This window comes from Ulvibacter sp. 2210JD10-4, from assembly GCF_058148525.1.
Map to the genome: position 1 here is coordinate 262,516 of NZ_JBYVJZ010000002.1, position 22,175 is coordinate 284,690.

General features: G+C 32.7%; 16 protein-coding genes. 11 read left to right on the forward strand and 5 right to left on the reverse strand.

Annotation, left to right across the window (positions count from 1 at the left end):
• Positions 1 to 1,157 precede the first annotated feature (1,157 nt).
• The gene (locus ACY2RT_RS06850; protein ID WP_490155155.1) at positions 1,158 to 1,661 is read right to left on the reverse strand and encodes a CAP domain-containing protein; all 504 of its coding nucleotides are present in this window, start codon (positions 1,659 to 1,661) and stop codon (positions 1,158 to 1,160) included.
• Positions 1,662 to 2,455: 794 nt separating this feature from the next.
• On the opposite strand from ACY2RT_RS06850, the gene ACY2RT_RS06855 reads away from it, so the two are divergent.
• The 6 genes from ACY2RT_RS06855 (at position 2,456) to ACY2RT_RS06880 (ending at position 12,659) form a co-directional block, all read left to right on the forward strand.
• On the forward strand, positions 2,456 to 5,860 hold the full coding sequence (locus tag ACY2RT_RS06855; RefSeq protein WP_490155156.1) for a beta strand repeat-containing protein: 3,405 nt from the start codon (positions 2,456 to 2,458) through the stop codon (positions 5,858 to 5,860).
• 58 nt (positions 5,861 to 5,918) lie between these two features.
• Positions 5,919 to 7,322, forward strand: a complete 1,404-nt coding sequence (locus ACY2RT_RS06860; RefSeq protein ID WP_490155157.1) for a BspA family leucine-rich repeat surface protein — start codon at positions 5,919 to 5,921, stop codon at positions 7,320 to 7,322.
• Between the two features lie 102 nt (positions 7,323 to 7,424).
• Positions 7,425 to 8,684, forward strand: a complete 1,260-nt coding sequence (locus ACY2RT_RS06865; protein ID WP_490155158.1) for a T9SS type B sorting domain-containing protein — start codon at positions 7,425 to 7,427, stop codon at positions 8,682 to 8,684.
• 39 nt (positions 8,685 to 8,723) lie between these two features.
• Positions 8,724 to 9,647 carry a PorP/SprF family type IX secretion system membrane protein gene (locus ACY2RT_RS06870; RefSeq protein ID WP_490155399.1) on the forward strand — a complete coding sequence of 308 codons (924 nt, stop codon included), beginning with the start codon at positions 8,724 to 8,726 and terminating at the stop codon, positions 9,645 to 9,647.
• Positions 9,648 to 9,690: 43 nt separating this feature from the next.
• Positions 9,691 to 11,637 carry an OmpA family protein gene (locus ACY2RT_RS06875; RefSeq protein ID WP_490155159.1) on the forward strand — a complete coding sequence of 649 codons (1,947 nt, stop codon included), beginning with the start codon at positions 9,691 to 9,693 and terminating at the stop codon, positions 11,635 to 11,637.
• Positions 11,638 to 11,927: 290 nt separating this feature from the next.
• Positions 11,928 to 12,659: a LytR/AlgR family response regulator transcription factor gene (locus tag ACY2RT_RS06880; protein WP_490155160.1), complete on the forward strand. Its 732-nt coding sequence runs from the start codon at positions 11,928 to 11,930 to the stop codon at positions 12,657 to 12,659.
• A 76-nt stretch (positions 12,660 to 12,735) separates the two neighbouring features.
• Here ACY2RT_RS06880 and ACY2RT_RS06885 read toward each other — a convergent pair whose 3' ends face one another.
• Positions 12,736 to 13,683 (reverse strand): histidine kinase, encoded by a 948-nt coding sequence (locus tag ACY2RT_RS06885; protein ID WP_490155161.1) that lies wholly within the window; start codon positions 13,681 to 13,683, stop codon positions 12,736 to 12,738.
• Positions 13,684 to 13,950: 267 nt separating this feature from the next.
• On the reverse strand, positions 13,951 to 15,816 hold the full coding sequence (locus tag ACY2RT_RS06890) for a hypothetical protein (protein ID WP_490155162.1): 1,866 nt from the start codon (positions 15,814 to 15,816) through the stop codon (positions 13,951 to 13,953).
• 487 nt (positions 15,817 to 16,303) lie between these two features.
• On the opposite strand from ACY2RT_RS06890, the gene ACY2RT_RS06895 reads away from it, so the two are divergent.
• The 4 genes from ACY2RT_RS06895 to ACY2RT_RS06910 all read left to right on the forward strand — a co-directional run bounded on the left by ACY2RT_RS06895 (position 16,304) and on the right by ACY2RT_RS06910 (position 18,257).
• The gene (locus tag ACY2RT_RS06895; protein ID WP_490155163.1) at positions 16,304 to 16,672 is read left to right on the forward strand and encodes a LytR/AlgR family response regulator transcription factor; all 369 of its coding nucleotides are present in this window, start codon (positions 16,304 to 16,306) and stop codon (positions 16,670 to 16,672) included.
• Positions 16,673 to 16,924: 252 nt separating this feature from the next.
• Complete coding sequence (locus ACY2RT_RS06900; RefSeq protein ID WP_490155164.1) at positions 16,925 to 17,542, forward strand: hypothetical protein; 618 nt, start codon at positions 16,925 to 16,927, stop codon at positions 17,540 to 17,542.
• Positions 17,543 to 17,947 carry a hypothetical protein gene (locus tag ACY2RT_RS06905; RefSeq protein ID WP_490155165.1) on the forward strand — a complete coding sequence of 135 codons (405 nt, stop codon included), beginning with the start codon at positions 17,543 to 17,545 and terminating at the stop codon, positions 17,945 to 17,947. It abuts the gene before it with no gap.
• Between the two features lie 46 nt (positions 17,948 to 17,993).
• The gene (locus ACY2RT_RS06910; RefSeq protein ID WP_490155166.1) at positions 17,994 to 18,257 is read left to right on the forward strand and encodes a hypothetical protein; all 264 of its coding nucleotides are present in this window, start codon (positions 17,994 to 17,996) and stop codon (positions 18,255 to 18,257) included.
• A 288-nt stretch (positions 18,258 to 18,545) separates the two neighbouring features.
• Here the strand turns inward: ACY2RT_RS06910 and ACY2RT_RS06915 are convergent, their stop codons facing one another.
• Entirely contained in the window at positions 18,546 to 19,748 is a 1,203-nt protein-coding gene (locus ACY2RT_RS06915) for a hypothetical protein (RefSeq protein ID WP_490155167.1), read from the reverse strand.
• 388 nt (positions 19,749 to 20,136) lie between these two features.
• Here ACY2RT_RS06915 and ACY2RT_RS06920 point away from each other — a divergent pair, with 388 nt between their 5' ends.
• A complete protein-coding gene (locus ACY2RT_RS06920; RefSeq protein WP_490155168.1) occupies positions 20,137 to 21,036 on the forward strand; it encodes a mechanosensitive ion channel family protein in 900 nt (299 codons plus the stop codon).
• 39 nt (positions 21,037 to 21,075) lie between these two features.
• Here ACY2RT_RS06920 and ACY2RT_RS06925 read toward each other — a convergent pair whose 3' ends face one another.
• Positions 21,076 to 22,092 (reverse strand): helix-turn-helix transcriptional regulator, encoded by a 1,017-nt coding sequence (locus tag ACY2RT_RS06925; protein ID WP_490155169.1) that lies wholly within the window; start codon positions 22,090 to 22,092, stop codon positions 21,076 to 21,078.
• Positions 22,093 to 22,175: the final 83 nt, after the last annotated feature.

Here is a 22,175-nt window from a genome sequence, read left to right on the forward strand (position 1 = left end):
CTATCCTTTTGTGTATTTATGGAAATAGATACTAAACACAATACTAACACTAAGGTTTGAAACTTGCAAAAATATGTAGGTTTTGGCAGGGCTGAAAAAGGGTTCAAAAATAAAACATATAATATACTCAAACTTTAAAGAAGCTATTCTAATTAAAAAGGATAATTCACAGAAGCCTAAGTTCGAGAATAAATTTGTTTGTTGGGGTAACAAAGGGTTATGTCTCAAGTCCAAGTTTGAACAGTGCCAAGGTTTTGATCGACTTTGAAGAGATCCTGTGTGGGAGAGATGTTAGGATGTTTATTAGATGCATTAGTTGCTTTTAACAATTATTTGGTCACTTATGGCGGGGCTGGGTGCAATTGGAACCCTGGTTCTGATTGTTGGGACAACATGCATGCTTATGAGACCTATACCATTAATAGGATAGGAGGTTGTCTATTGACCTATTTTGTATGTTAAAATATCCAACGTATCTAAAGGCTTGATAAACGGTTTCCTCTAACGAATTAGAAATCAGAAAAGTGAAAGGAGCTGCACTAAAGTGGGGCTCTTTTTTTGTTTATCTTTTTGGAGGAGAAGTTTATCCTGAGCATAGTCGGAAGGACCCCAAGAAGACAAGAGACTAGAATCCACAGGCTTGATATTGCTCCCCGATAGTGTTATTTGTTAGGGTTGCAAAATATTGATGGCACTGTGAGCCTTTCAAATGACGCTATTAATTGGTTTTATTTTTTTCCTGAATTCAATGTAGGTTGTTTAATTTCTTCCGTCTAAAGATAGGCAAAAAAGACAGACGTAAGAAAGCCTGTCTGGGAGCACTTTCGGTTCAATGCCCGGCAGGGGTATAATTTTAAGGAACGTATCTATTTTCTTTTGGCAAACTCCCTTGGCTAAACCTCAACCAAGGGAGTTAGGGTAACCAAAAACTCAAATCATATTAAAAAAAAAATTGAAAACAATGTTTTGGTTGTGTATAGATAGATGACAGATTCGATAAGTTATTTGAAATTGATCTTTTCAGGGAGCAAATCGAAAGCACTTTCAGCTCCATACGAAAACTCCTCCATATCGTCAATAATACTTTGTATTTCTAAATTTGACATAATTTACTCTTGTATAACTTTTTTGTTATAGTTTCAGTATCTATCTTCACATTACTTTCTATAGAAAAGCTGTGTAAAATAGTATCTTCCATCATCACTCTTTACAACTCCAAATCCACAATGTGTATGGTTTCCTTCTAAAATTCTTTTATGATTTGGACTATTGAGCCAAGCGGATAGAAGTTCTTCAGCTTTATTATAACCAAAGGCTACAGTTTCTGAAACACTTTTTGCACCATTTTCTTTTAATCTTTTAGACCTTAATCCAAAATTGTCATGGCTAATAGACTTTTGCTCGATCATATATATGGTATGTTGTGTGGCAAGAATGGATGCTTCTTCTCTATCAAGGATCAATTTTGAAAAACCATTCTCTATTCGATAGTCATTTACAACATCATGTAGCTCTCTGGCAAATTCCCAATTTGTTCTGTTAATTATAGATATATCCATTTCTGCATGGGCATCATTTAAAATAACATCTTCTGTTGAACAAGAAGATAATAAAGAGACACCTATTAATAGGACAATAAACTTTAGACTTATTTTTTGCATGGCTAATTAATTTAATTTGACAAAAGAAGTCTTAATCTGTTCACCATGAAACCATTAAGCAATAAGTGGGGGTTTTTAAAGATAAGTGGTAGTTTTTAAGAATAAGTGGGGTTATTTATATGAAAGAGAAGCTTTATTCTTTGGATTTTTTGTATCCAATGTAAATAGTGGAAATTCTATTTAATAGAAAAAACCCTTACAAATAAGAGCTTGATTTGACAATGAAATAGCAGAAAAAACAGGGAAACAAAAACCCCAAAAAATCATTTACAGAAGTGTTGGGAGGGGGATTTATAGGAAAATTTAGATGAAAGGTTCCCCCAACATCTGATGCGGGGAATCATCTTAAAAAACTAAAGACGATACAATCAAATCTCTGCTTTTTATTACTATAAATCCTTCCATTTTTTTGAAAAATAGACATTATTCCGATTAAGAGTCAAAAGTATCGGTGAAAAAATAAAAGCTTATAAATACCGAAACCATTTATTCATTTTAGAAACCATTTGTATTAAAAACCATACCACTTATAAATTCTATGGATGTTATTCGTCGAAAATGCTAAACATTTGTTCAATAACATATTGAGTTTAGTTTCTAGCCAAAAATAAGAATTTTATAAACTAAGCAACGCTATAAATAAAGCTGTGTGCTTGAAATTCAAAAATATCTTTTCTAAAACATTCTCATTAAATAAATGAATTAATACTAAGACTATGTATAGGGGTAAATCGCTATATATATTACAATTTAAAATTCCAGAAAACAACATTAATAAAAGTAAACTTCTGCTTATGAAAACAACTAAACTTTTAGGATTACTAGTATGCCTTTTCTTTTCTGTAATCACGTATGCGCAGGTGAGTATTGGAAGCCCACTTCCAGATGGCTCTGCTCAATTAGACATAACATCATCAGATAGAGGTCTTTTAATTCCACGAGTAGCGTTGCAAAGTACAACAGATGCTACAACAATTACTAATGGTAATGTTAACAGTCTTATTGTGTACGCAACACAAACCGTTAACGATGTTAGACCAGGATATTATTATTGGCAGGATACATCATGGCAGAGAGTAGTGGGAACAAATGATATAGCTTTACTTGAAACCTTAACAACATTTGGTCTTAATGCCGACGGGTTTACCCTAGAGTATGTTGATGAAGATAGTGTGACAAGTAGTGTTGATCTTTCAGAAATAATAAACAACTTCGAAACACTAACATCATTAACGGTAAATATTGCCAATAGTACTCTCGATTATATAGATGAGAACGGTGATACAAATGCCTTAGATATTTCCGGATTAATTCAAGCTTTAGAGACTTTAACTACGATCGTGGACAATGCCGATGGCACTTTTACCTATACGGATGAAGATGGAGTTGGCACCACGATCGATATTGCAAATCTAGAAACCTTAACGACGATCGCTTTAAACCCTGACAATGTAAACATTGACTATGTGGATGAAGACGGAGTAACCACTCAGGTTGACCTATCGGGTATTGTAGCTAATCTGGAGACTTTAACTACGATCGTGGACAATGCTGATGGCACTTTTACCTATACAGATGAAGATGGAGTGGGCACTACGATCGATATTGCAAATCTAGAAACCTTAACGACGATCGCTTTAAACCCTGATAATGTGAATATTGATTATGTGGATGAAGACGGAGTAACCACTCAGGTAGACCTATCGGGGATCGTTGCCAATCTGGAAACTTTAACTACGATAGTGGACAATGCCGATGGTACTTTTACCTATACAGATGAAGATGGAGTGGGTACTACCATTGATATTTCAAACCTAGAAACCTTAACGACCATCGCTTTAAACCCAGACAATGTAAATATCGACTATGTGGATGAAGACGGAGTAACCACTCAGGTTGACCTATCGGGTATCGTTGCCAATCTGGAAACTTTAACTACGATAGTGGACAATGCCGATGGTACTTTTACCTATACAGATGAAGATGGAGTGGGTACTACCATTGATATTTCAAACCTAGAAACCTTAACGACGATCGCTTTAAACCCAGACAATGTAAACATTGATTATGTGGATGAAGACGGTGTAACCACTCAGGTTGATCTATCGGGGATTGTAGCTAATCTTGAAACTTTAACTACGATAGTGGACAATGCCGATGGTACTTTTACCTATACAGATGAAGATGGAGTTGGCACCACGATCGATATTGCAAATTTAGAAACACTAACGACGATCGCTTTAAATCCTGATAATGTGAATATCGACTATGTGGATGAAGATGGAGTAACCACTCAGGTAGACCTATCGGGTATCGTGGCCAATCTGGAAACTTTAACTACGATAGTGGACAATGCCGATGGTACTTTTACCTATACAGATGAAGACGGGGTAGGTACTACGATCGATATAGCAAACCTAGAAACCTTAACGACGATCGCTTTAAACCCAGACAATGTAAATATTGATTATGTGGATGAAGACGGAGTAACCACTCAGGTTGATCTATCAGGGATCGTTGCCAATCTGGAAACTTTAACTACGATAGTGGACAATGCCGATGGCACTTTTACCTATACAGATGAAGATGGAGTGGGCACTACGATCGATATTGCAAATCTAGAAACCTTAACGACGATCGCTTTAAACCCTGATAATGTGAATATTGATTATGTGGATGAAGACGGAGTAACCACTCAGGTAGACCTATCGGGGATCGTTGCCAATCTGGAAACTTTAACTACGATAGTGGACAATGCCGATGGTACTTTTACCTATACGGATGAAGATGGAGTTGGCACCACGATCGATATTGCAAATCTAGAAACCTTAACGACGATCGCTTTAAACCCAGATAATGTAAACATTGACTATGTGGATGAAGACGGAGTAACCACTCAGGTAGACCTATCGGGGATCGTTGCCAATCTGGAAACTTTAACTACGATAGTGGACAATGCCGATGGCACTTTTACTTATACAGATGAAGACGGGGTAGGTACTACCATTGATATAGCAAATTTAGAAACCTTAACGACCATCGCTTTAAATCCTGACAATGTAAATATCGACTATGTGGATGAAGACGGAGTAACCACTCAGGTTGACCTATCGGGTATCGTGGCCAATCTGGAAACTTTAACTACGATAGTGGACAATGCCGATGGTACTTTTACCTATACGGATGAAGATGGAGTTGGCACCACGATCGATATAGCAAACCTAGAAACCTTAACGACGATCGCTTTAAACCCAGACAATGTAAATATCGACTATGTGGATGAAGACGGAGTAACCACTCAGGTTGACCTATCGGGTATCGTGGCCAATCTGGAAACTTTAACTACGATAGTGGACAATGCCGATGGTACTTTTACCTATACAGATGAAGACGGGGTAGGTACTACCATTGATATAGCAAATTTAGAAACATTAACTGTATTGGCATTGAATGCTGACGGCATTAATCTGGACTATACAGATGAGAATGGTAATACTACTCAAGTAGATTTATCAGCAATACCTGGTGACGGAACATTAACAACAACTTCTGGGGCCGTAACCATAGGAGGTACTCCAGTTAACTCATTATTAGAAGACGTAAGTATAGACGTGACCACAGTAAGCGCAGATGCAAATAACTTGATTGTAGCTTCAGGTGCAGATGGTGGTTCATACATTAATGCTACTGCAACTACCGTAGAAAAAATGGTGTTAAGTGCAGAATATGCGGGCGCTACACTTAGCGCAGATGGTACTAATAATAGTATTACCGTTACTGCTGATAATTTAGATTCACCAACATTCATGAATTATTATGAGGCAAGTAATTTTGAGACATCTGGACCTAATAATGATTATGATGTAGTAGTACGTATAACATTGCCTGACGATTTTAATAGTTGGACTAGTACACCTATAACTATAGATTCTCAAGGGAGTGGATCATCATTTTTTGGAGTTGAAATTTTTGAAGCAGGTAATCCAACAGCTTTGCAAAATAACGGTTTTTTACCAGCTTTTAATAATCCTGTTTTCACTACAATATCAGTAGCTACCGCGGCTAATATGGCGCCTGCTGTAGCAGGAGATACCATTATTATAAGAATAAAGTTAACCGTTCCCAGTAATATAATTCAAGGTGCTGTTTTTGTACGTATAGGTGATATTACATTAAACTACAATAAAAACAGATTTTAAAAAGTGTTTAATAACAGGAAGAAGTATAAAGTAAATGTGTATAAAAATATATAGAGTGATGATGCATCAACTACAACATAAAATACAAATACTATGTATAGTGCTTCTGTCTTCTATTGGAGCGACAGCACAAGCAGAGTTTATAACTACCTGGAATACCACAAATCCTGGGGCAACTAATAATAATTCTATAAATATATCTGCAGTCGGAGTATTTGATATAGATGTTGGGAATGATGGTAGTTATGAACTTTTGAACCAAATAGGTCCGGTGATTACTATAGATGTTGTTTCACTTGGTTACCCTGCCGGTGTTGTAAAAATAGCTATACGCAATGCAATTTCTGGAGGAGGAAATTTAATGAGAGTTTCTGTTGATGATGATCCAGAGAAAATACTTTCTATAGATCAATGGGGTAGCAGTATTGCATGGACATCAATGCAGTCTGCTTATGATGGATGTATTAACCTAGATGTTTTGGCTAATGATGTTCCTAATTTAAGCGCAGTAACCTCACTAGAAGGTACATTTACTGGTTGTGCTTCACTTGTAGGCACTCCGGCATTTAATAATTGGAATGTATCTAATGTTACCAATATGGGAAGTGTATTTGGTGGTGCTACACTATTTAATCAACCTCTTGGAAATTGGAATGTGTCAAATGTCACTAATATGAAACTTCTATTTTCTGGTAGTGGATTTAACCAGCCTATTGGAAATTGGAATGTGGGTAATGTGACCGATATGGAACGCATGTTTCAACAAACTCCATTTAATCAACCTATTGGAAATTGGAATGTATCAAACGTAACGAGCATGATAGGAATGTTTTTTGTCGCATCTGCATTTAATCAACCCATAGGGAATTGGAATGTGTCTAACGTTACCAGTATGTTTGGAATGTTCAACGCTGCTTCTGTATTTAATCAACCCATTGGGAATTGGAATGTATCTAATGTCACCAATATGGGAGATATGTTTTTTACGGCATCTGCATTTAATCAACCCATAGGGAATTGGAATGTATCCAATGTCACCTATATGGGGAATATGTTTCACAATGCCGTTGCATTTAATCAACCCATAGAGAATTGGAATGTATCTAATGTTACTAATATGGTGTCAATGTTTCGAATTGCTATATCTTTTAATAGAAACCTGGGTAGCTGGGATATTGGCAACCTAATTAATGGTACTTCCTTTTTAGATGTCAGCGGTCTTTCTCAGGATAATTGGGATGCAACCTTAATAGGTTGGCAGGCACAAAACTTTAGTAACCCTAATGCTACCATAGGCGCAGGAGGCTTACAGTTTTGTAATGGGGAAGCACAGCGCACCAGTATGCAAACTGCTGGGATATTCACCTTTGTAGGCGATGCTATGAACTGTGCATCGCGTATGCGCCATGATAAGTTTTTTTTAAATGGAAGTAAACAACCTATGGTTAATGGAGATTTTTAAATGAATTAAGGGTGATAAAAATATAGAAATACATATAGGTTGTGAACCTTATGTTTTCTTGTGAAAAATATAACGAATAGTGTAATATACTAAGTAAATATTATGAATTTAAAAATATATATAAGGCCATTAATGATTCCAGTAGCTATGCTTTTAGTGTTACAACATATACAAATTAAGGCACAAACAACAAATACAGGAGAGATGGTAGTTTTACCAAATACCCAGTTAGGTGTCGTTGATAGTTTTAATAATACTACAATTGGCAGTTTATTTAATGATGGTGAGTTATTTGTGTATTCAAATTTTAATAACGATGGTACAGTAGATTTTTTTAACGAAGGGCTTACACGTTTTCAAGGCAGTGACTCACAGCAAATTTCCGGTACATCACAAAGCTTTTTACACGATGTATTATTTCGTAATACCAGTAGTGCTGTTCCGTTTCAGTTATCCGGAAACATAAGTATAGCCAATGAAAGTGAGTTTGACGAGGGAATTGTTGATAATGATAGTTTTGGAGGTACATTTACGTTTCAGTCCAATGCGTCACATATAAAAACCAGTGATGTAAGCCATGTAAATGGTGAGGTTTTAAAAATAGGAGACAACAGTTTTGAATTTCCTGTAGGAGTTGATGGTTTTTACCGCCAGGCAGAAATAAGTGCACCAGACCTAATTACAGATGGTTATACAGGGCGTTATTTTTTAACAAACAGTAACCCAAACAATCCACACAATCTTGCACAAGGTATTATAGAGCGTATTGATGATACAGAGTATTGGGTAATAGAACGCATCATAGGAAGTTCAGATATTTTGATAACCTTAAGGTGGGATGAAGATACATCTCCGGATTTTATTACTAATGCAAACCCGGATGCAATACATATAGTACGTTGGGATGAAACTCGTGGGTTTTGGGTAGATGAAGGTGGAGTGCCAGATGCTGCAAACCAGACCGTAACTACCATAAGTACTGTTGAAGGTTATGGAGTTTTTACGCTTGCATTGGTAAAAGAAGATCTCATACTACCGGACGACCTGGTTATTTATACAGCAGTATCTCCTAATGGTAATGGTAAAAATGATTTTTTCTTTATAGACGGTATAGACAGATACCCAAATAATACGGTTAAAATATTTAACCGTTGGGGAGTAGAGGTTTTTAGCACAAGTGGTTATAACGAAACAAATAATGTATTCAGAGGGTTTAGTGATGGACGTTTAACTATTGATTCATCTCAGACACTGCCCACAGGAACCTATTATTACATACTGGAATATGATTTTCCCGGAGACACTAACATACCTGCGCAACGTGTAAAAAAAGCTGGGTATTTATACATCACAACAGACTAATATTATATGATTATGACACAATTTTTAAATCAAGACTCAATGATTTTTAAGAATAAAATCATAATAGTATTATTCCTATTATTTTCAGTATCCGTATTAGCTCAGCAAGACCCTCAGTATACACAATATATGTATAATACAACAACAATAAATCCTGCCTATGCAGGAAGTAGAGACCTATTGAGTATTAATGGTATTTATAGAAGTCAATGGGCAGGTCTTGACGGTGCGCCAAAAACAATTCAGTTTTCTTTAAACACGCCAGTAGGAGAAAGAGGTCTTGGTTTAGGATTGTCTTTTTATAATGAAGAAGTAGGACCTTCGGTTGAAAATAATCTGGTCATTGATTACTCATATACCTTAAAAGTTTCAGAAAATGACACAAAATTCAGCTTTGGACTAAAGACAGGATTTCAATTACTGGATGTAGATTATACAAAATTATTAATTGATGACCCTACGGAGCCGGTATTTCAATCAAATATCGATAATAAATTTCAGCCTATAGTTGGTTTAGGAGCAATGTTACATACCAATACATGGTATGTTGGCCTGTCATCACCTAATTTATTAAATACAGAGCATTATGATAATAATTCCATTTCAACAGCATCTGAGCGAATGCATATTTTCTTTACAGGAGGATATGTTTTTAATTTAAGTGATACCTGGGATTTAAAACCTGCCTTTTTAGTAAGGGCTGTTTCCGGGGCACCATTAGGGGTAGATGTTTCGGCAAATTTTTGGTTTAATAAAAAATTTACTTTGGGAGCTGCCTATAGGTTAGATGCTGCGGTAAGTGGCTTGGCAGGATTTCAAATATCAGACCAGCTTATGTTAGGGTATGCCTATGATTGGGACACTACAGATTTAGGAAAATATAACAATGGATCTCATGAGATCTTTTTAAGATGGGAGTTATTTACTAAAGTTAGAAATAAAGTATCCCCCAGATTCTTTTAATAAAGACATCTTTAGCTAATTAGTAAAATAAAATTATTTAAGTATGAAAACCAGTTTAGATACATTTTTACATATCGTTCTTTTTTCAGCATTGATGATACTATCTCAAACTTCTTATACACAACAGAGTAGTAAACTTAACCGTGCAGATAAAAAGTATGTTGGCCTTGAGTATATAAATGCTACTGAGGTATACTTGAATGTAGCAGAGTCAGGTTTTAAGTCTGAAGAGCTATTCCAAAGACTGGGAAATTGTTATTATTTTAATGCTAATTACCAAGAGTCTGTAAAATGGTATAAAGAATTGATGGCATTAAATAGTAATCCAGATGACCCCATTTATTTATTAAGATATGCACAATCGCTAAAAGCAACAGGAGAAATTCAAGAATCTGAACGCATTTATGATGAATTTTTAAAGCGAATAGATAAAGAGAACTTAAAGTTTTCATCTGCTCAGAGTTATTTGGGAATTATTGAAAAGAATTCTAACAGATATAGTATAACACCTGCAGCAATTAATACAGAACAACCAGAATATGGCGGTGTAATTGTAGATGAAAAATTTGTGTTTACATCTGCTCAGCGTTCAAGCAGTTTTTCAAAAACTGAAGATAAATGGACAGGGGGTTATTTTTTGGACCTCTGGGAAGCATCATATAATGAAGATGGAAGTTTAGGAGAAGCAAATAGATCAAAAAACGGACTGAATTCAAAGTTTCATGAATCATCTGCCTTTTACACTAAAGATGGAAATACAGTATACTTTACGCGGAGTAGTAGCTCAAAAACATCAAATAATAAAAAGGAAAATTTAAAAATTTATCGTTCAATAAAACTAGATGATGGTAATTGGGGGCCTGTTGAAGATTTATCAATTAATGGTGATACATATTCAACAGCTCATCCATCTTTAAGTCCCGATGAAAATATTTTATATTATGCTTCAGATCAACCTGGAGGGCTAGGGCAAACAGATATTTATATGGTAACCATAAATAAAAACGGGATACTTAATGTGCCAAAAAATATGGGGCCATCGGTTAATACTAAAGGAAAAGAATCATTTCCGTTTATAAGCTCAGATTATGAATTATATTTTTCATCAGATGGCCATTATGGCTTAGGGGGTTACGATATTTTTTATATTGATTTGAAACAAGAAATACCGCAAATGATAAATGTAGGAGCACCAATAAATAGTGACTCAGATGATTTTGCATTTTTTATCAATAATGAAACCAAAAAAGGAGGCTTTAGTTCTAACAGATCAGGAGGTCAGGGTTTGGATGATATTTATATGTTCGATGAAACTAAAAGTATAAAAGAAGCGATTAGGGGTGTATTAACAGGAACTGTAACTGATGAAGATACATCAATGCCACTTTCTAATGCAAAAGTAGTTCTTAAAGATGTTCAGAATAATACAATAGGTGAGGTTGTAACTGCGAGTGACGGGACCTACAGATTTGAATATAATCGTTATTATGACCATATCGTTGAGGCAAATAAGCCAGATTATATTGGGGCAAATGAGTTTTTAAAATCAAATATTACTGTAGAAACCAATGTGATCGATTTAATGCTGAAACGAAATGTTACAGAAATAGAAGATAATTTAGACATAACAGATGCAATCAATTTACTACCCATTTATTTTGACTATGATGCATTTAAGATAAAATCTGAATCTGAAATAGAATTGATGAAAGTTGTCGCTTTTATGAATCAAAACCCAAGCGTAAAGATTAAAATAGGTTCACATACAGATAGTCGAGGTACCGACAATTATAATTTACTATTATCTGAACGTAGGGCAAATGTAACTATGACCTACATTATCAATCAGGGTATTGATGCAACCCGTATTACAGCTAACGGGTTTGGTGAGAGTCAATTAAAGAATGATTGTGTAGATGGATCCAGTTGCAGCGAACAGGAACACCTTTTAAATAGACGAAGCGAGTTCATTATTGTTGAAAGAGAATAGACTTATAATTAAAAATCTGTCATTAGATCATTGATTTAGTCAACTGTTTTTAAAGCATTTCAACATTTCTATATACTTTTTATACTTACTTCATATTAATAAAAGCAGGATTACGTTTTTTCGTAACCAAATGCTATTGTCTCATTATTATTTTACTAGTAACAATTCATTAAAGTTTAACACTAAATAATTTTTTGGTGGGATTGCTAAAGAGGAATAGTTATGTTAAGGTTTACTTTACTTTAATAATTACAACATAGAATTTTTCTACCTTTATTGGAAAAAAGACAATGATAATAGCAGTAATAGATGATAATGAAAGGGATTTAAATTATATTAAAGACTTAATAGCAAAAAATTTTAACTCGGTAATTGATGAAGTATTTAGTTTTACTAATCCAATTGAAGGCTTAGATTTTATTAATGAGAATAAACCCAATCTAATAATTGTGGACATAGATATGCCTGAGCTAAATGGTATGGATCTTGTCAATCAAATAGAATCTATTAAAACGGAAATTGTTTTTTCTACTTCACATTCGGGCTATGCATTAGACGCTTTTAAGAAACATGCTTTGGGTTACATACTTAAGCCCTATTCAGAGCCAGATTTTGTAACCACAATTACAAAAGCCTTAAATATTATTACAAATAATAAGCTGTTATCAGGAAGAAAAAAACCAATACCTCAAATAACGGGATTAATTTCTATTCCTACCCAAGGATGTACATTTATTGTAAAAATTAATGATATTATTAGGATTGAAAGTGTTTCTAAGTATTCTAAAATATATTTAACAGACGGCAATTTACATATAAGCTCTTATGGTATAGGACATTATGATTCTCGGTTAAAGCAGTACCCCATTTTTTATAGAGTTCATAAATCGCACATAGTCAATTTTTTAAAAGTTAAAAAATATTTTAATGACGGCACTTTAGTTGTAGAACCAGATGAACATATTCCAATAGCCAGGCGAAGGCGGGCAGAAGTGATTAAAATATTCAACGATTTTTATTGATAATTTTATGGCTAATATATACTGGTCTCTGGAATTGGAGAATTAAAAAGTTTTGGAATTAAATATGAGAAACTTATTAATCTTTATAGGGTAATTTTATAATTACTTTGGTTCCTTTTTCCTCACCGGATAGATTTATATATTCAATGCTGTATAGATTTTTATCCTTATTTAACTTGTTCAATAATGAAATTCGCTCTTTTAATATCTGCGACCCGTAAGAAACATGTTTAGTATTTGCCCCTTTTGTGTTTTCTAGGCCTATGCCATTATCTATAACCTCAATTACGACTATTTTTTTTGTAGTTAGAGGCTCATGAAAAATCAATTTTATGATTTTTTTACCTTTAATATCTTTGAAGCCGTGAATAATACTATTCTCAATAATGGGCTGTATCATCATTGAAGGAATTTTTAAATCGAAATTTGATGGGGTTACAAATTCTAATTCAATTTCATGACTTTCATTGTTCTTAAAATGAATATAAGATTTTATATATTCTAATTCTTTGGACAAAGTAATCCAGCTGTTTCTGCTTAAATCCAGAGTGGTTCTCATTAACTTGGAAAATTGTACAATATCATCTTCAGCCTTTTCAAATTCTTCTAGCATTATTTGTCCCTTAATAACATTTAATGAGTTAAAAATAAAATGTGGATTCATTTGAATTAATAATGTTTTACTCTGCAATTCAATCATTGACAAATTGTTCAGGTACTTTCTTTTCTGATTACGCATTATATACATAAAAACAATTGATGTTATAAGAGCTATTACAAAAAATACGGAAATTAAGAACCATCCTTGTCTGTAAAAAGCATCAGCCACATTAATTTTGTAGAATAGCTCATTAGTGGTTTCATAACCATTTGTATTTATACCTTTAATTCTTATACTATACGAACCAGGTGATAATGAAGGTAATTTTAACTCGTTTTGATTGCCAAGATCAACCCAGGAGTCATTCAAATTTTCAATCAAATATTTAAACTTAATATTAGATAAGTCAAAAACATCATTCATGGTAAAAGATAAATCTATAGAGTTGTCTTTATGGCTTAAGTCTATAGTTGCATTATCTTCAGAAGCCCTGTAAACAGTCTTTTTAACCGACTTGTCAAAATATGAAAACTCGACCGGAAGTATTTTTGGCTCTAAACGATTATCATCATCAATACTATCAAAACAGGTAATACCATTAATAGAGCCAAAATATTTTTTATTACTACTTGATTTAAAAAAAGAATATTGGTTAAACTCATTGTCAGATAATCCATCTTTAACATAATATTAAAACACTTTTTCTGCTAAAGGGTCATATTTAAACAAGCCATTGTAAGTACTAAACCAAACAATATCATTATCGTCAAAAATGATTCCTATTACTTTTTTCCCTTTAAGTTCTTTAATTAATAAAGGTGGTGTTATCTCTATACCTTTTTCATTAATACATTTAACACCATCATCTGTACCCATCCAAATAACCCCCTTTTTATCTTTACTTAGCATATAGTGAATGCTATTTGTTTTATTTTCTGGATTAGTATTATAAAAAGTAATAGAATCTTTATCGAGGGGCTTTTTTAACAGACCTAGTTTTTCCGTAGCTATATATACATTGTCATTGTCTAATAGGATATCTCTTATGTGTATATTTAATTTATCAATAGAGTCATTTATTGAGAGTTTATAAAATTTCTTAGTATTAATATTAAACTTTTGTAAATCATGATTTGATGCTAAAATAAATATAGAATCGTTTAATTTTTTTACTGTTTTATACTGTAAAGTCTTAAAGTTCTTATTAGTAGTAAAACTGTGAAAAGTTATATTCTCGTTAGTTAACTCTGCAATTCTTTTATTATCGCCTACTGCTAAAATGGTAGAATCATTAACTTCAATAAAATTGTTTATAGGAAAAAGCTCAGGAAGTATCTTCTCTGTTTTTCTTGAATCTTTATAAATTTTATAGGTGCCGGAATATGTTGATACAACAATATCACCATTCTCAAGCTCCATAAAACCTCTGGCACTTATATTCACTTTATCAAAACTAAAACCCATGTTTTCAAGAATTTTTTCAAACCCTAAATTACGTGAGCGAATCTTCACTATTTGATTTAATGAACTTATATAGATAATACCATTTTTGTCTATTTCAATATCTTCTATATGATTAGCAAAATGGGTTTCAAAAGATTTATGAAGAACGAAGGTATTCTCCTCTTTCATTAGTTTAAAAACACACAGTCTTTCTTTATCTGGGCTAGAAGCTATTAAATGGCTACCATTAAAAATATTTTTCCTTGCACTATTAGGAATCATTTTCATTTCTTGAAAAGGAACTTCAATGATATGTATGTTATGCTTTTTAAGAAATTTATAACGGTACTTTATTTCATTATACACATAGTAACCTGAAGAATTCTCAGGGAACAAATCACCGTTCTTAACAAACAAAAGACCATCACCACCATTTGTATTCCATTCTAGCTGTCCTGAGACTGTAAAAGCATAATTTTTATTATCGAAAGAATTGAATAGAAGATTAATACCATATTCGTTAAACTCAAAAATTTTATTCCCTTGCCTAAAAATAATGAGATCACATGCAGAAGTAGTACCTTCTGTATATAAATGGGTTTTGCTTAAAAGAGAATGGTCTGTTAAATATTGACTTGGAATTTGATAATCGGTAACATTCAAACCCTCATCTATTTTAATTAAAAAATCTTTATTGGTTCCAAGCCAAAAGTTATAATTACAGTCCTCAATAATTGATTTCAATATTGTATATTCTGCTTCTAGTTTTTCACCTAGTGGTACTTCCCTTAATTGAGTATCATGATAATCAAGAATAAATAACTTAGAGCCATACGAAACCCATATACGTTTTCTGGAGTCTTGAAAAATTAAATTTGCAACAGGGATTCTTTTTGAATATTTGTCTGGCAAAGGATACAGTTTGTGATTAAAACCATAATCCATTATTAATCCACTAGTTGTAGCATAGTAAATAAAACCGTTATCATCTACAAACAACTTATTAGATAAGGTTCCAGATTCACCATTTAAATTTATAATAATCTCTTTTTCAACATGATTTTGAGAATATGAATAACTGCATATTATAAAAAGAACAATAAAAAACTTCATACCCATATATTTTTTATACTAAAATGATAAAATGTACTCTCCCACAAACAATTTAAGTCCCTATATACAAATGGTTGTAATCTAAAAAAATACCTGAAAGCGATTGATTAAATACTAGTAATAAATTTCATCCTTTTTTTTACAAAAAATCAAAGAATATTTGGAGCGTATTAATAGTCTTTAAATGCATTATTCAATACATACTAAAGTCTCCTTCAATATAACTAAAATTATAATAAGTGGTTTCAACTAAGGGCCTACAAATAAACGATATTCTAAAAAACTAAGTATGTCGGCAACTAATTATTTGTTGAGAATCATCAACAATGAAAAGGCTTTGTAAGATACGGTAAATTAGGATATAATACCGTTAATCCAATATGCTTAACCGATAATAGGATGAGATAACAATATGCCAATTTTTACATCTATTTTTAGCCTTAGGGAATAATTAGAATTTTTAATTAAAATGATTTATGACTTGGATATGTATAAAACAGATAATGAAATAGTACCCCCGAATGCAAATAGAAATATTATTGCAATACCATCTGCCTCAAAAGTAGAGATTATAAAGGTTAATGATATAATTTATTGTGAGGCAGAAAGGGGGTATACAATGATATTTTTAAAAGATGAAAGTTGTATTGTATCTAGTAAAAATCTTTTGACATATGAAAAACTGTTGAAACCTTATAATATGTTCTTTCGAATTCATCATAAGTATATGATCAATCTAATGATGTTGGTAAATATTAAAAAAGATGGTGGTGCATATTGTGACCTTATAAATAGGAAAACACTACCAATTTCTAGACGTCGTCGAGAAAGTTTATTTAATTATTTAATGGTATAGTAACTTACTAATTAATCAATTAACCAAATATGAATTAGAGAAATCCATCTGTATTTTTTACAAATTTTCTTTTTTCATGAAGAATATCTTTAATATAGCTAACTCCGATTAATTGATGTTAACGCTACTATAATTAAATCTCTAACTATAACAAGTTGTGGAACTTTATTGAGTGAGGATTGTGAGGGTATATATTGAAAAGGTCATTTCCTGCCTTTTTTGGCATATAGTTTATTGTATAGATATAGTAATTTGAGAAGTATCACTTTTTTAGGATTATTTAATATTAGCATTGTTGCAGCACAAATAGGGGTTGGGACTACCAACCCTACTGCAGAGCTTGAAATAAATACAAGCAATACAGGAATCCCGGCAATCGAGATTAATTCGCAAACAGCTCCAGTTGGTAGTGCAACAGGACAAATATCTTTTATAGGAGATAAGTTATATACATATGATGTTTCAAGAACCAAATGGTTAAGTCTTGAAACAATTGCACTCCAATTTGGGTATTCATTTGCTGCCGATGATCAAATTTTATTTTTTGGTGGAGATGTTGGTTTAGATCCATTAACTGAAGCTGACACAGGAGCTAAAATGCCTTTTAATGGTACAATTGTTTATTTAACAATAGAAACTTCCGGAGGTAATCTAACTAAAAGCTTTGATATTCTTATTAATGGCAGTCCGGTTGGTAATAATCCTGACCCAACATTAGATGGCCGGTTCAATATCTCTGGAGGGAGTTTTAACTATACAGACTTTAATATAAATTTCAATACAGGTGATTATTTAATGATAAAAGCTCGTTCTAATGGTTCAGCTGTAAATGATCCGGCTGCAATTGTCTGGGTAAAATGGAGGGAATAAATGTTTAAAACAACACTCCCAATAAATAATAAAAATGAAGCGATCATAATTTTTGATTCTCAAGGAACACTTGGTTGTTTATTTAAGAAAATACTAAAACCATTGGTTTTGAATATTTTTAAATATAAAAAGATTAATGCCTTATTAGGGTTTTTAGAATCTAATAATAAGTATCATATAATTTCTATTTTACTTATAGCTGACAATGAGGATAATATTTTGGATTATTTGCATGTCATTGAATATAAAATTCCAATTGTTTTTGCCCCAAAAAGCAAATTCATGTATCAAGAAGTATTAAAAACGCAGCAGTTTTATACAATTGATTTGAATCAAAGTAAAAAGATTATAAAGCTTAATTTAGAATATCTTATAGATGATTACCGTAAAAAATCTCGCACATAATTTGAGCAGAATTGTTGTAGTCGCGAAAAATTTGATTATTAATTCTATGAGAAGAATATTATTTATTTTTGTTATAATTCTTTACTTACCTTCCTGTGACAGAGAGGTTCAAGTTAATGATGAAGAGCTAATAATAAATGGATATGGTGAATCTTTATTAGATTATTATAGAGACAATAAAGTTCATATATTGAATTTTGATGAAGGAGGTATAGACAGTTTAAATATGAAATATAACTACTACTATAATACTTTTGGGAAAAAAAACCCGCTTCCGATTATTTTAAATCGAGATTCTATTATTCACTAATTTATACTACGTAGGCAAATGCCTCGTAAACATATCTTAGTTTATCAATTCTTTTTTGAGTTCATCTTTCTTCTTTGAGTTTTTAGAAAAAAACAAGCTGATAATAAAGCAAATCACAAACAGCCACATTTTATTGATAATTAATTTCATAATCAGTTTATTTTTTAACGATGTGCTTAACCATGATGGCATTTATCTTTTGAAAAATTAAATTGAAGCAACAAATAACTTAGCTCCAAGACCTGCTGTGGGTTTAACTCCCAGCTCTCTTTATTTATCTTCTAACATCTATACAGTATTCACAAAATGAGTAGCTCTCACCCAACCGGTTTTAGATTCATTATTCTCAAGACAATGATAAAAGATATGCATCCATAGCCTTTTTTCTTCCAACACCTCAACTGTATGTGCTACAGCAATTATCCCTATTCTTTTGCCACGTTGATTAGGCAACCTGTGTATGGTTGTTTCTTTTATTGCCTTTTTATAATAAGAAACTTTAGATGGGTTTAAAGATTTGGGTTTTTTTTCTTGCACCTGATTATTCCTAATAGCTAAATTAAACCAGACGCCAAAAATGAAATGAATTAAGCGGGATTGTTTGGTGAGTACTCGCGATAATAGTTTGGATTCTTTAGAACTATTTTTAAAACTATTCTGAATCCATACATTGAAACGCAGATGTATATTATTTAATTTATTGATATCAATTACCTCCAGAGGATCAAGATCAATAATCAGTTCTAATTCTTCGTAAAACTGAAGAACTTGAGTTGATAGTTTTGAATCGAAAATAATTCTTTGCAGTAATTCTTTATCCAGTTTCTTGTAGTCATTAACCAAACTGCAAAAAACGGCGCCGGAAATAACATCAAAAGTGGTCAGTTCTGTTTTAGATTTGTAGAAATTATCGGGAGAAAACAGATTTGGTAAATTTTTAAAATCTATAATACTATTTAAAAGCTGATAACTAAAATTCAGGTATTCATTATATGAGTTTTTGTTCCTGAGTATGGTTTTTGTAATACTATTAAAACCATTACTGGTGATTTCAAGCTCGGCAACTATGTTTGCAGATTTAGATGCCGGATTATATACATCATTAAAGGCATTCTTTGAAAAAATCTTATAGGTGCTTATGTGAGAGTATTCACTCTTTAAATATACTGGCTGTGGAAATTCGTGGTTTGAAATTCTATTGTTCAGCATTTGTGACAAAGCTAGTGCTGTATGAAGGCCACTAAAATGAATAGGAACCTTTGAAGATTTTAAAATGTGGCCATTCGACTTTTTAATGTTTATAAAATAGTCTTGAACAGGATCGTTTATAGAATAAAACCTATGTAAAGTATTGCTTAATGAAGCAAATGGATGAATTAGTGCTTTTAATCCATTAAAATTACCTGAAACCCTATTCTCCTGTGGTGGCTTCAATAATTCATTTTCATTGGCAGCTATTTCATGTTGTTTTAAACGTTCTTTTTTTATCATACTTCCCTATTGAAATAATATAAAAATCTGGAAAAAGTAAACACTGGAAGTGCTTCATCCAATAAAAAAATAGCGCATATCAGAATGGCCATTTTCAATAGGGAGACAGTTCTTTTTTATCATTTAAGCTAATGAAAAACCTAAATGCGCACATTTTAAAAGGCAACCTGATCTAACTTTGTATGTCCGGATGTAAAAGGCTGCTGTTAAAATCTTATTTTAGGGCAAAAGGAAGTTGTTAATAGCGGCCTTATTAAAATTTTTATTGCATAGCACCTCTTATGAAAAGAATTTTAGTATTATTCAGAATTTGCCTTACTACTAATTAACTGAGATACGATCAAACACATTCACAGGCCTAATTTTTATACCTCTAAAAGAAGCTAAAATGGAAAAAAAATTTACTCAGGCATGGAATAAAATGATTGAAAAGCTAGATTCATGGTTGGATTCTTTGGTCGTGAACTTGCCCAATATTATCATTGCCATATTTGTATTTGTTCTTGCGTTGGTTGTTGCAAAATATATCAACAAGGGTATTCGAAAGATATTGGAGCGAAGCAGACTTCAAAGCTCCATGAAAAATTTGATAGCAAAGATGGCATCGGTCGTGATTATTATACTTGCGCTCTTTCTGATGTTAGGTGTACTAAATTTGAGCAAAGCATTGAATACTATATTGGCAGGGGCAGGTGTAGCGGGTTTAGCTGTAGGGCTTGCCTTGCAAGGAGCGCTCACAAATAGTTATTCGGGTATTATACTGTCTTATATTAAAAATTTAAAGTTTGGAGATTGGATTGAGAGTAACGATTATGAAGGAGAGGTAGTTGACATTAATTTGCGTGCAGTAACAATAAAGCAAGCAGATAATAATTTGGTATTGATCCCTAATAAACTGGTAGTGGAAAACCCAATAAAAAATTATTCTACAACATCACAATCCAGAGTTATTTTGTCCTGTGGAGTGGGCTACGAATCTGACCTGCGTGCTGTCAAAAAGCTTACAATAGATACAATCACCACTCATTTTGATGAAGTTAAAAACAAAGACGATATGATTTTTATATGGAAAGAATTTGGAGATAGTGCTATTGCTTATGAAATACGCTTTTGGATCAATTCTACCAATGCTTTGGAAGTAGCAAATGCTAAAAGTGAATCAATGATGTTAATTAAAGAAGCTTATGACGCGAATGATATCAATATTCCTTTTCCTATCAGAACCCTGGATATTTCAGATAATTTACAAACTATTTTAGAGCGTCGTAATTTAGAAGATCATAATTAAGAGAGTGTAAAGCGATAATAAATTTAAATAAGGCTTTATCTAGGCATTCATGTATTTGTATTCTTTTGGGCGACAGTTGTATTTTCTTTTGAAGATCTTGCAAAAATAGCTTCTGCTGGTGAGGCCAATGGTATAAACTACTTCAGAAATAGATAGATCTGTAGTACGAATAAGCTCTTCTGCTTTTTCAAGCCGGACATTACGGATATAGTCTGAAACTGTTCTATCAAACATAAACTTAAACCCTTCTTGGAGTTTAGCTGGGGACAAACCGGAAATACTAGACAGGCTTTTTATTGTGTGTTGTATCTCCGGACATTTTTGAATGAATTCACTTACTTCCGAAATTTTTTTCAGCTCTTTGCGTAACAGGCCACTTGAATTTCTGTGGGTTCCAATCTCGGCAAGGAACTGTTCAATTTGTTTGGCTAAAACAATAAAATACCACCCTTTTTTTGACAAATATAGAGACATACTATTTTTATGTTCCTTATCAAAAAGTAATCTAAGATACTCTGCGATTTTCAAATTATAATTTCCTAAATGAAAAAAATTTTGAACCTTCTCGAGACGATACAGTTCTTTTTTTAGCTTTCTGCTGAAGGGATTTTGTTCTTCGGTAAGTGTGTTGAAATAGAGATTTCTATCGGCTAGAATAATGCACAATGAAAAATGGGGACCTTTCTGAACTTTAATTCTGTTAGAGTTATGTTTGTCATAGCTTATCACTGCAGATTGAAAAGGTTCAATTTGGGTATAAGTTTTTTTCATATTAAAACTATGAAAGCAATTTCCGTTGAGACAATATAAAAACTGTACTGTGGTTCGATTGAATATGTCGAGATCAATATCTGTATCCCTATAGAGTGTACAATCAAAATCTATTACATTCAATCCTTTTTGCAAAGGCATAAATCGAATATGTCCATGGCCAATTTTATAAGATAAGGCAAGTGTAAAAACATCGCGTTCCCTGCTAATTTCTCCGGAAAAGCTTTTGCGTAGCATTTCCAGTTCTCCAGGAATTGTGATAGGCTCTTTTAGTTTAACTATCATACGGATGATTTTTAATATTGCTGTCCGAAATTTCCTCCAAAAAACAACCTATACAAAAGTATGTAGCAGCTATGGTTTTGTTT

Excerpts from the sequence above, each read along its gene's own strand:
- ACY2RT_RS06850 (WP_490155155.1), bottom strand. The coding sequence starts at position 1,661 with ATGCAAAAAATAAGTCTAAAGTTTATTGTCCTATTAATAGGTGTCTCT.
- ACY2RT_RS06855 (WP_490155156.1), top strand. The coding sequence starts at position 2,456 with ATGAAAACAACTAAACTTTTAGGATTACTAGTATGCCTTTTCTTTTCT.
- ACY2RT_RS06860 (WP_490155157.1), top strand. The coding sequence starts at position 5,919 with ATGATGCATCAACTACAACATAAAATACAAATACTATGTATAGTGCTT.
- ACY2RT_RS06865 (WP_490155158.1), top strand. The coding sequence starts at position 7,425 with ATGAATTTAAAAATATATATAAGGCCATTAATGATTCCAGTAGCTATG.
- ACY2RT_RS06870 (WP_490155399.1), top strand. The coding sequence starts at position 8,724 with ATGATTTTTAAGAATAAAATCATAATAGTATTATTCCTATTATTTTCA.
- ACY2RT_RS06875 (WP_490155159.1), top strand. The coding sequence starts at position 9,691 with ATGAAAACCAGTTTAGATACATTTTTACATATCGTTCTTTTTTCAGCA.
- ACY2RT_RS06880 (WP_490155160.1), top strand. The coding sequence starts at position 11,928 with ATGATAATAGCAGTAATAGATGATAATGAAAGGGATTTAAATTATATT.
- ACY2RT_RS06885 (WP_490155161.1), bottom strand. The coding sequence starts at position 13,683 with ATGAATGATGTTTTTGACTTATCTAATATTAAGTTTAAATATTTGATT.
- ACY2RT_RS06890 (WP_490155162.1), bottom strand. The coding sequence starts at position 15,816 with ATGAAGTTTTTTATTGTTCTTTTTATAATATGCAGTTATTCATATTCT.
- ACY2RT_RS06895 (WP_490155163.1), top strand. The coding sequence starts at position 16,304 with ATGTATAAAACAGATAATGAAATAGTACCCCCGAATGCAAATAGAAAT.
- ACY2RT_RS06905 (WP_490155165.1), top strand. The coding sequence starts at position 17,543 with ATGTTTAAAACAACACTCCCAATAAATAATAAAAATGAAGCGATCATA.
- ACY2RT_RS06910 (WP_490155166.1), top strand. The coding sequence starts at position 17,994 with ATGAGAAGAATATTATTTATTTTTGTTATAATTCTTTACTTACCTTCC.
- ACY2RT_RS06915 (WP_490155167.1), bottom strand. The coding sequence starts at position 19,748 with ATGATAAAAAAAGAACGTTTAAAACAACATGAAATAGCTGCCAATGAA.
- ACY2RT_RS06920 (WP_490155168.1), top strand. The coding sequence starts at position 20,137 with ATGGAAAAAAAATTTACTCAGGCATGGAATAAAATGATTGAAAAGCTA.
- ACY2RT_RS06925 (WP_490155169.1), bottom strand. The coding sequence starts at position 22,092 with ATGATAGTTAAACTAAAAGAGCCTATCACAATTCCTGGAGAACTGGAA.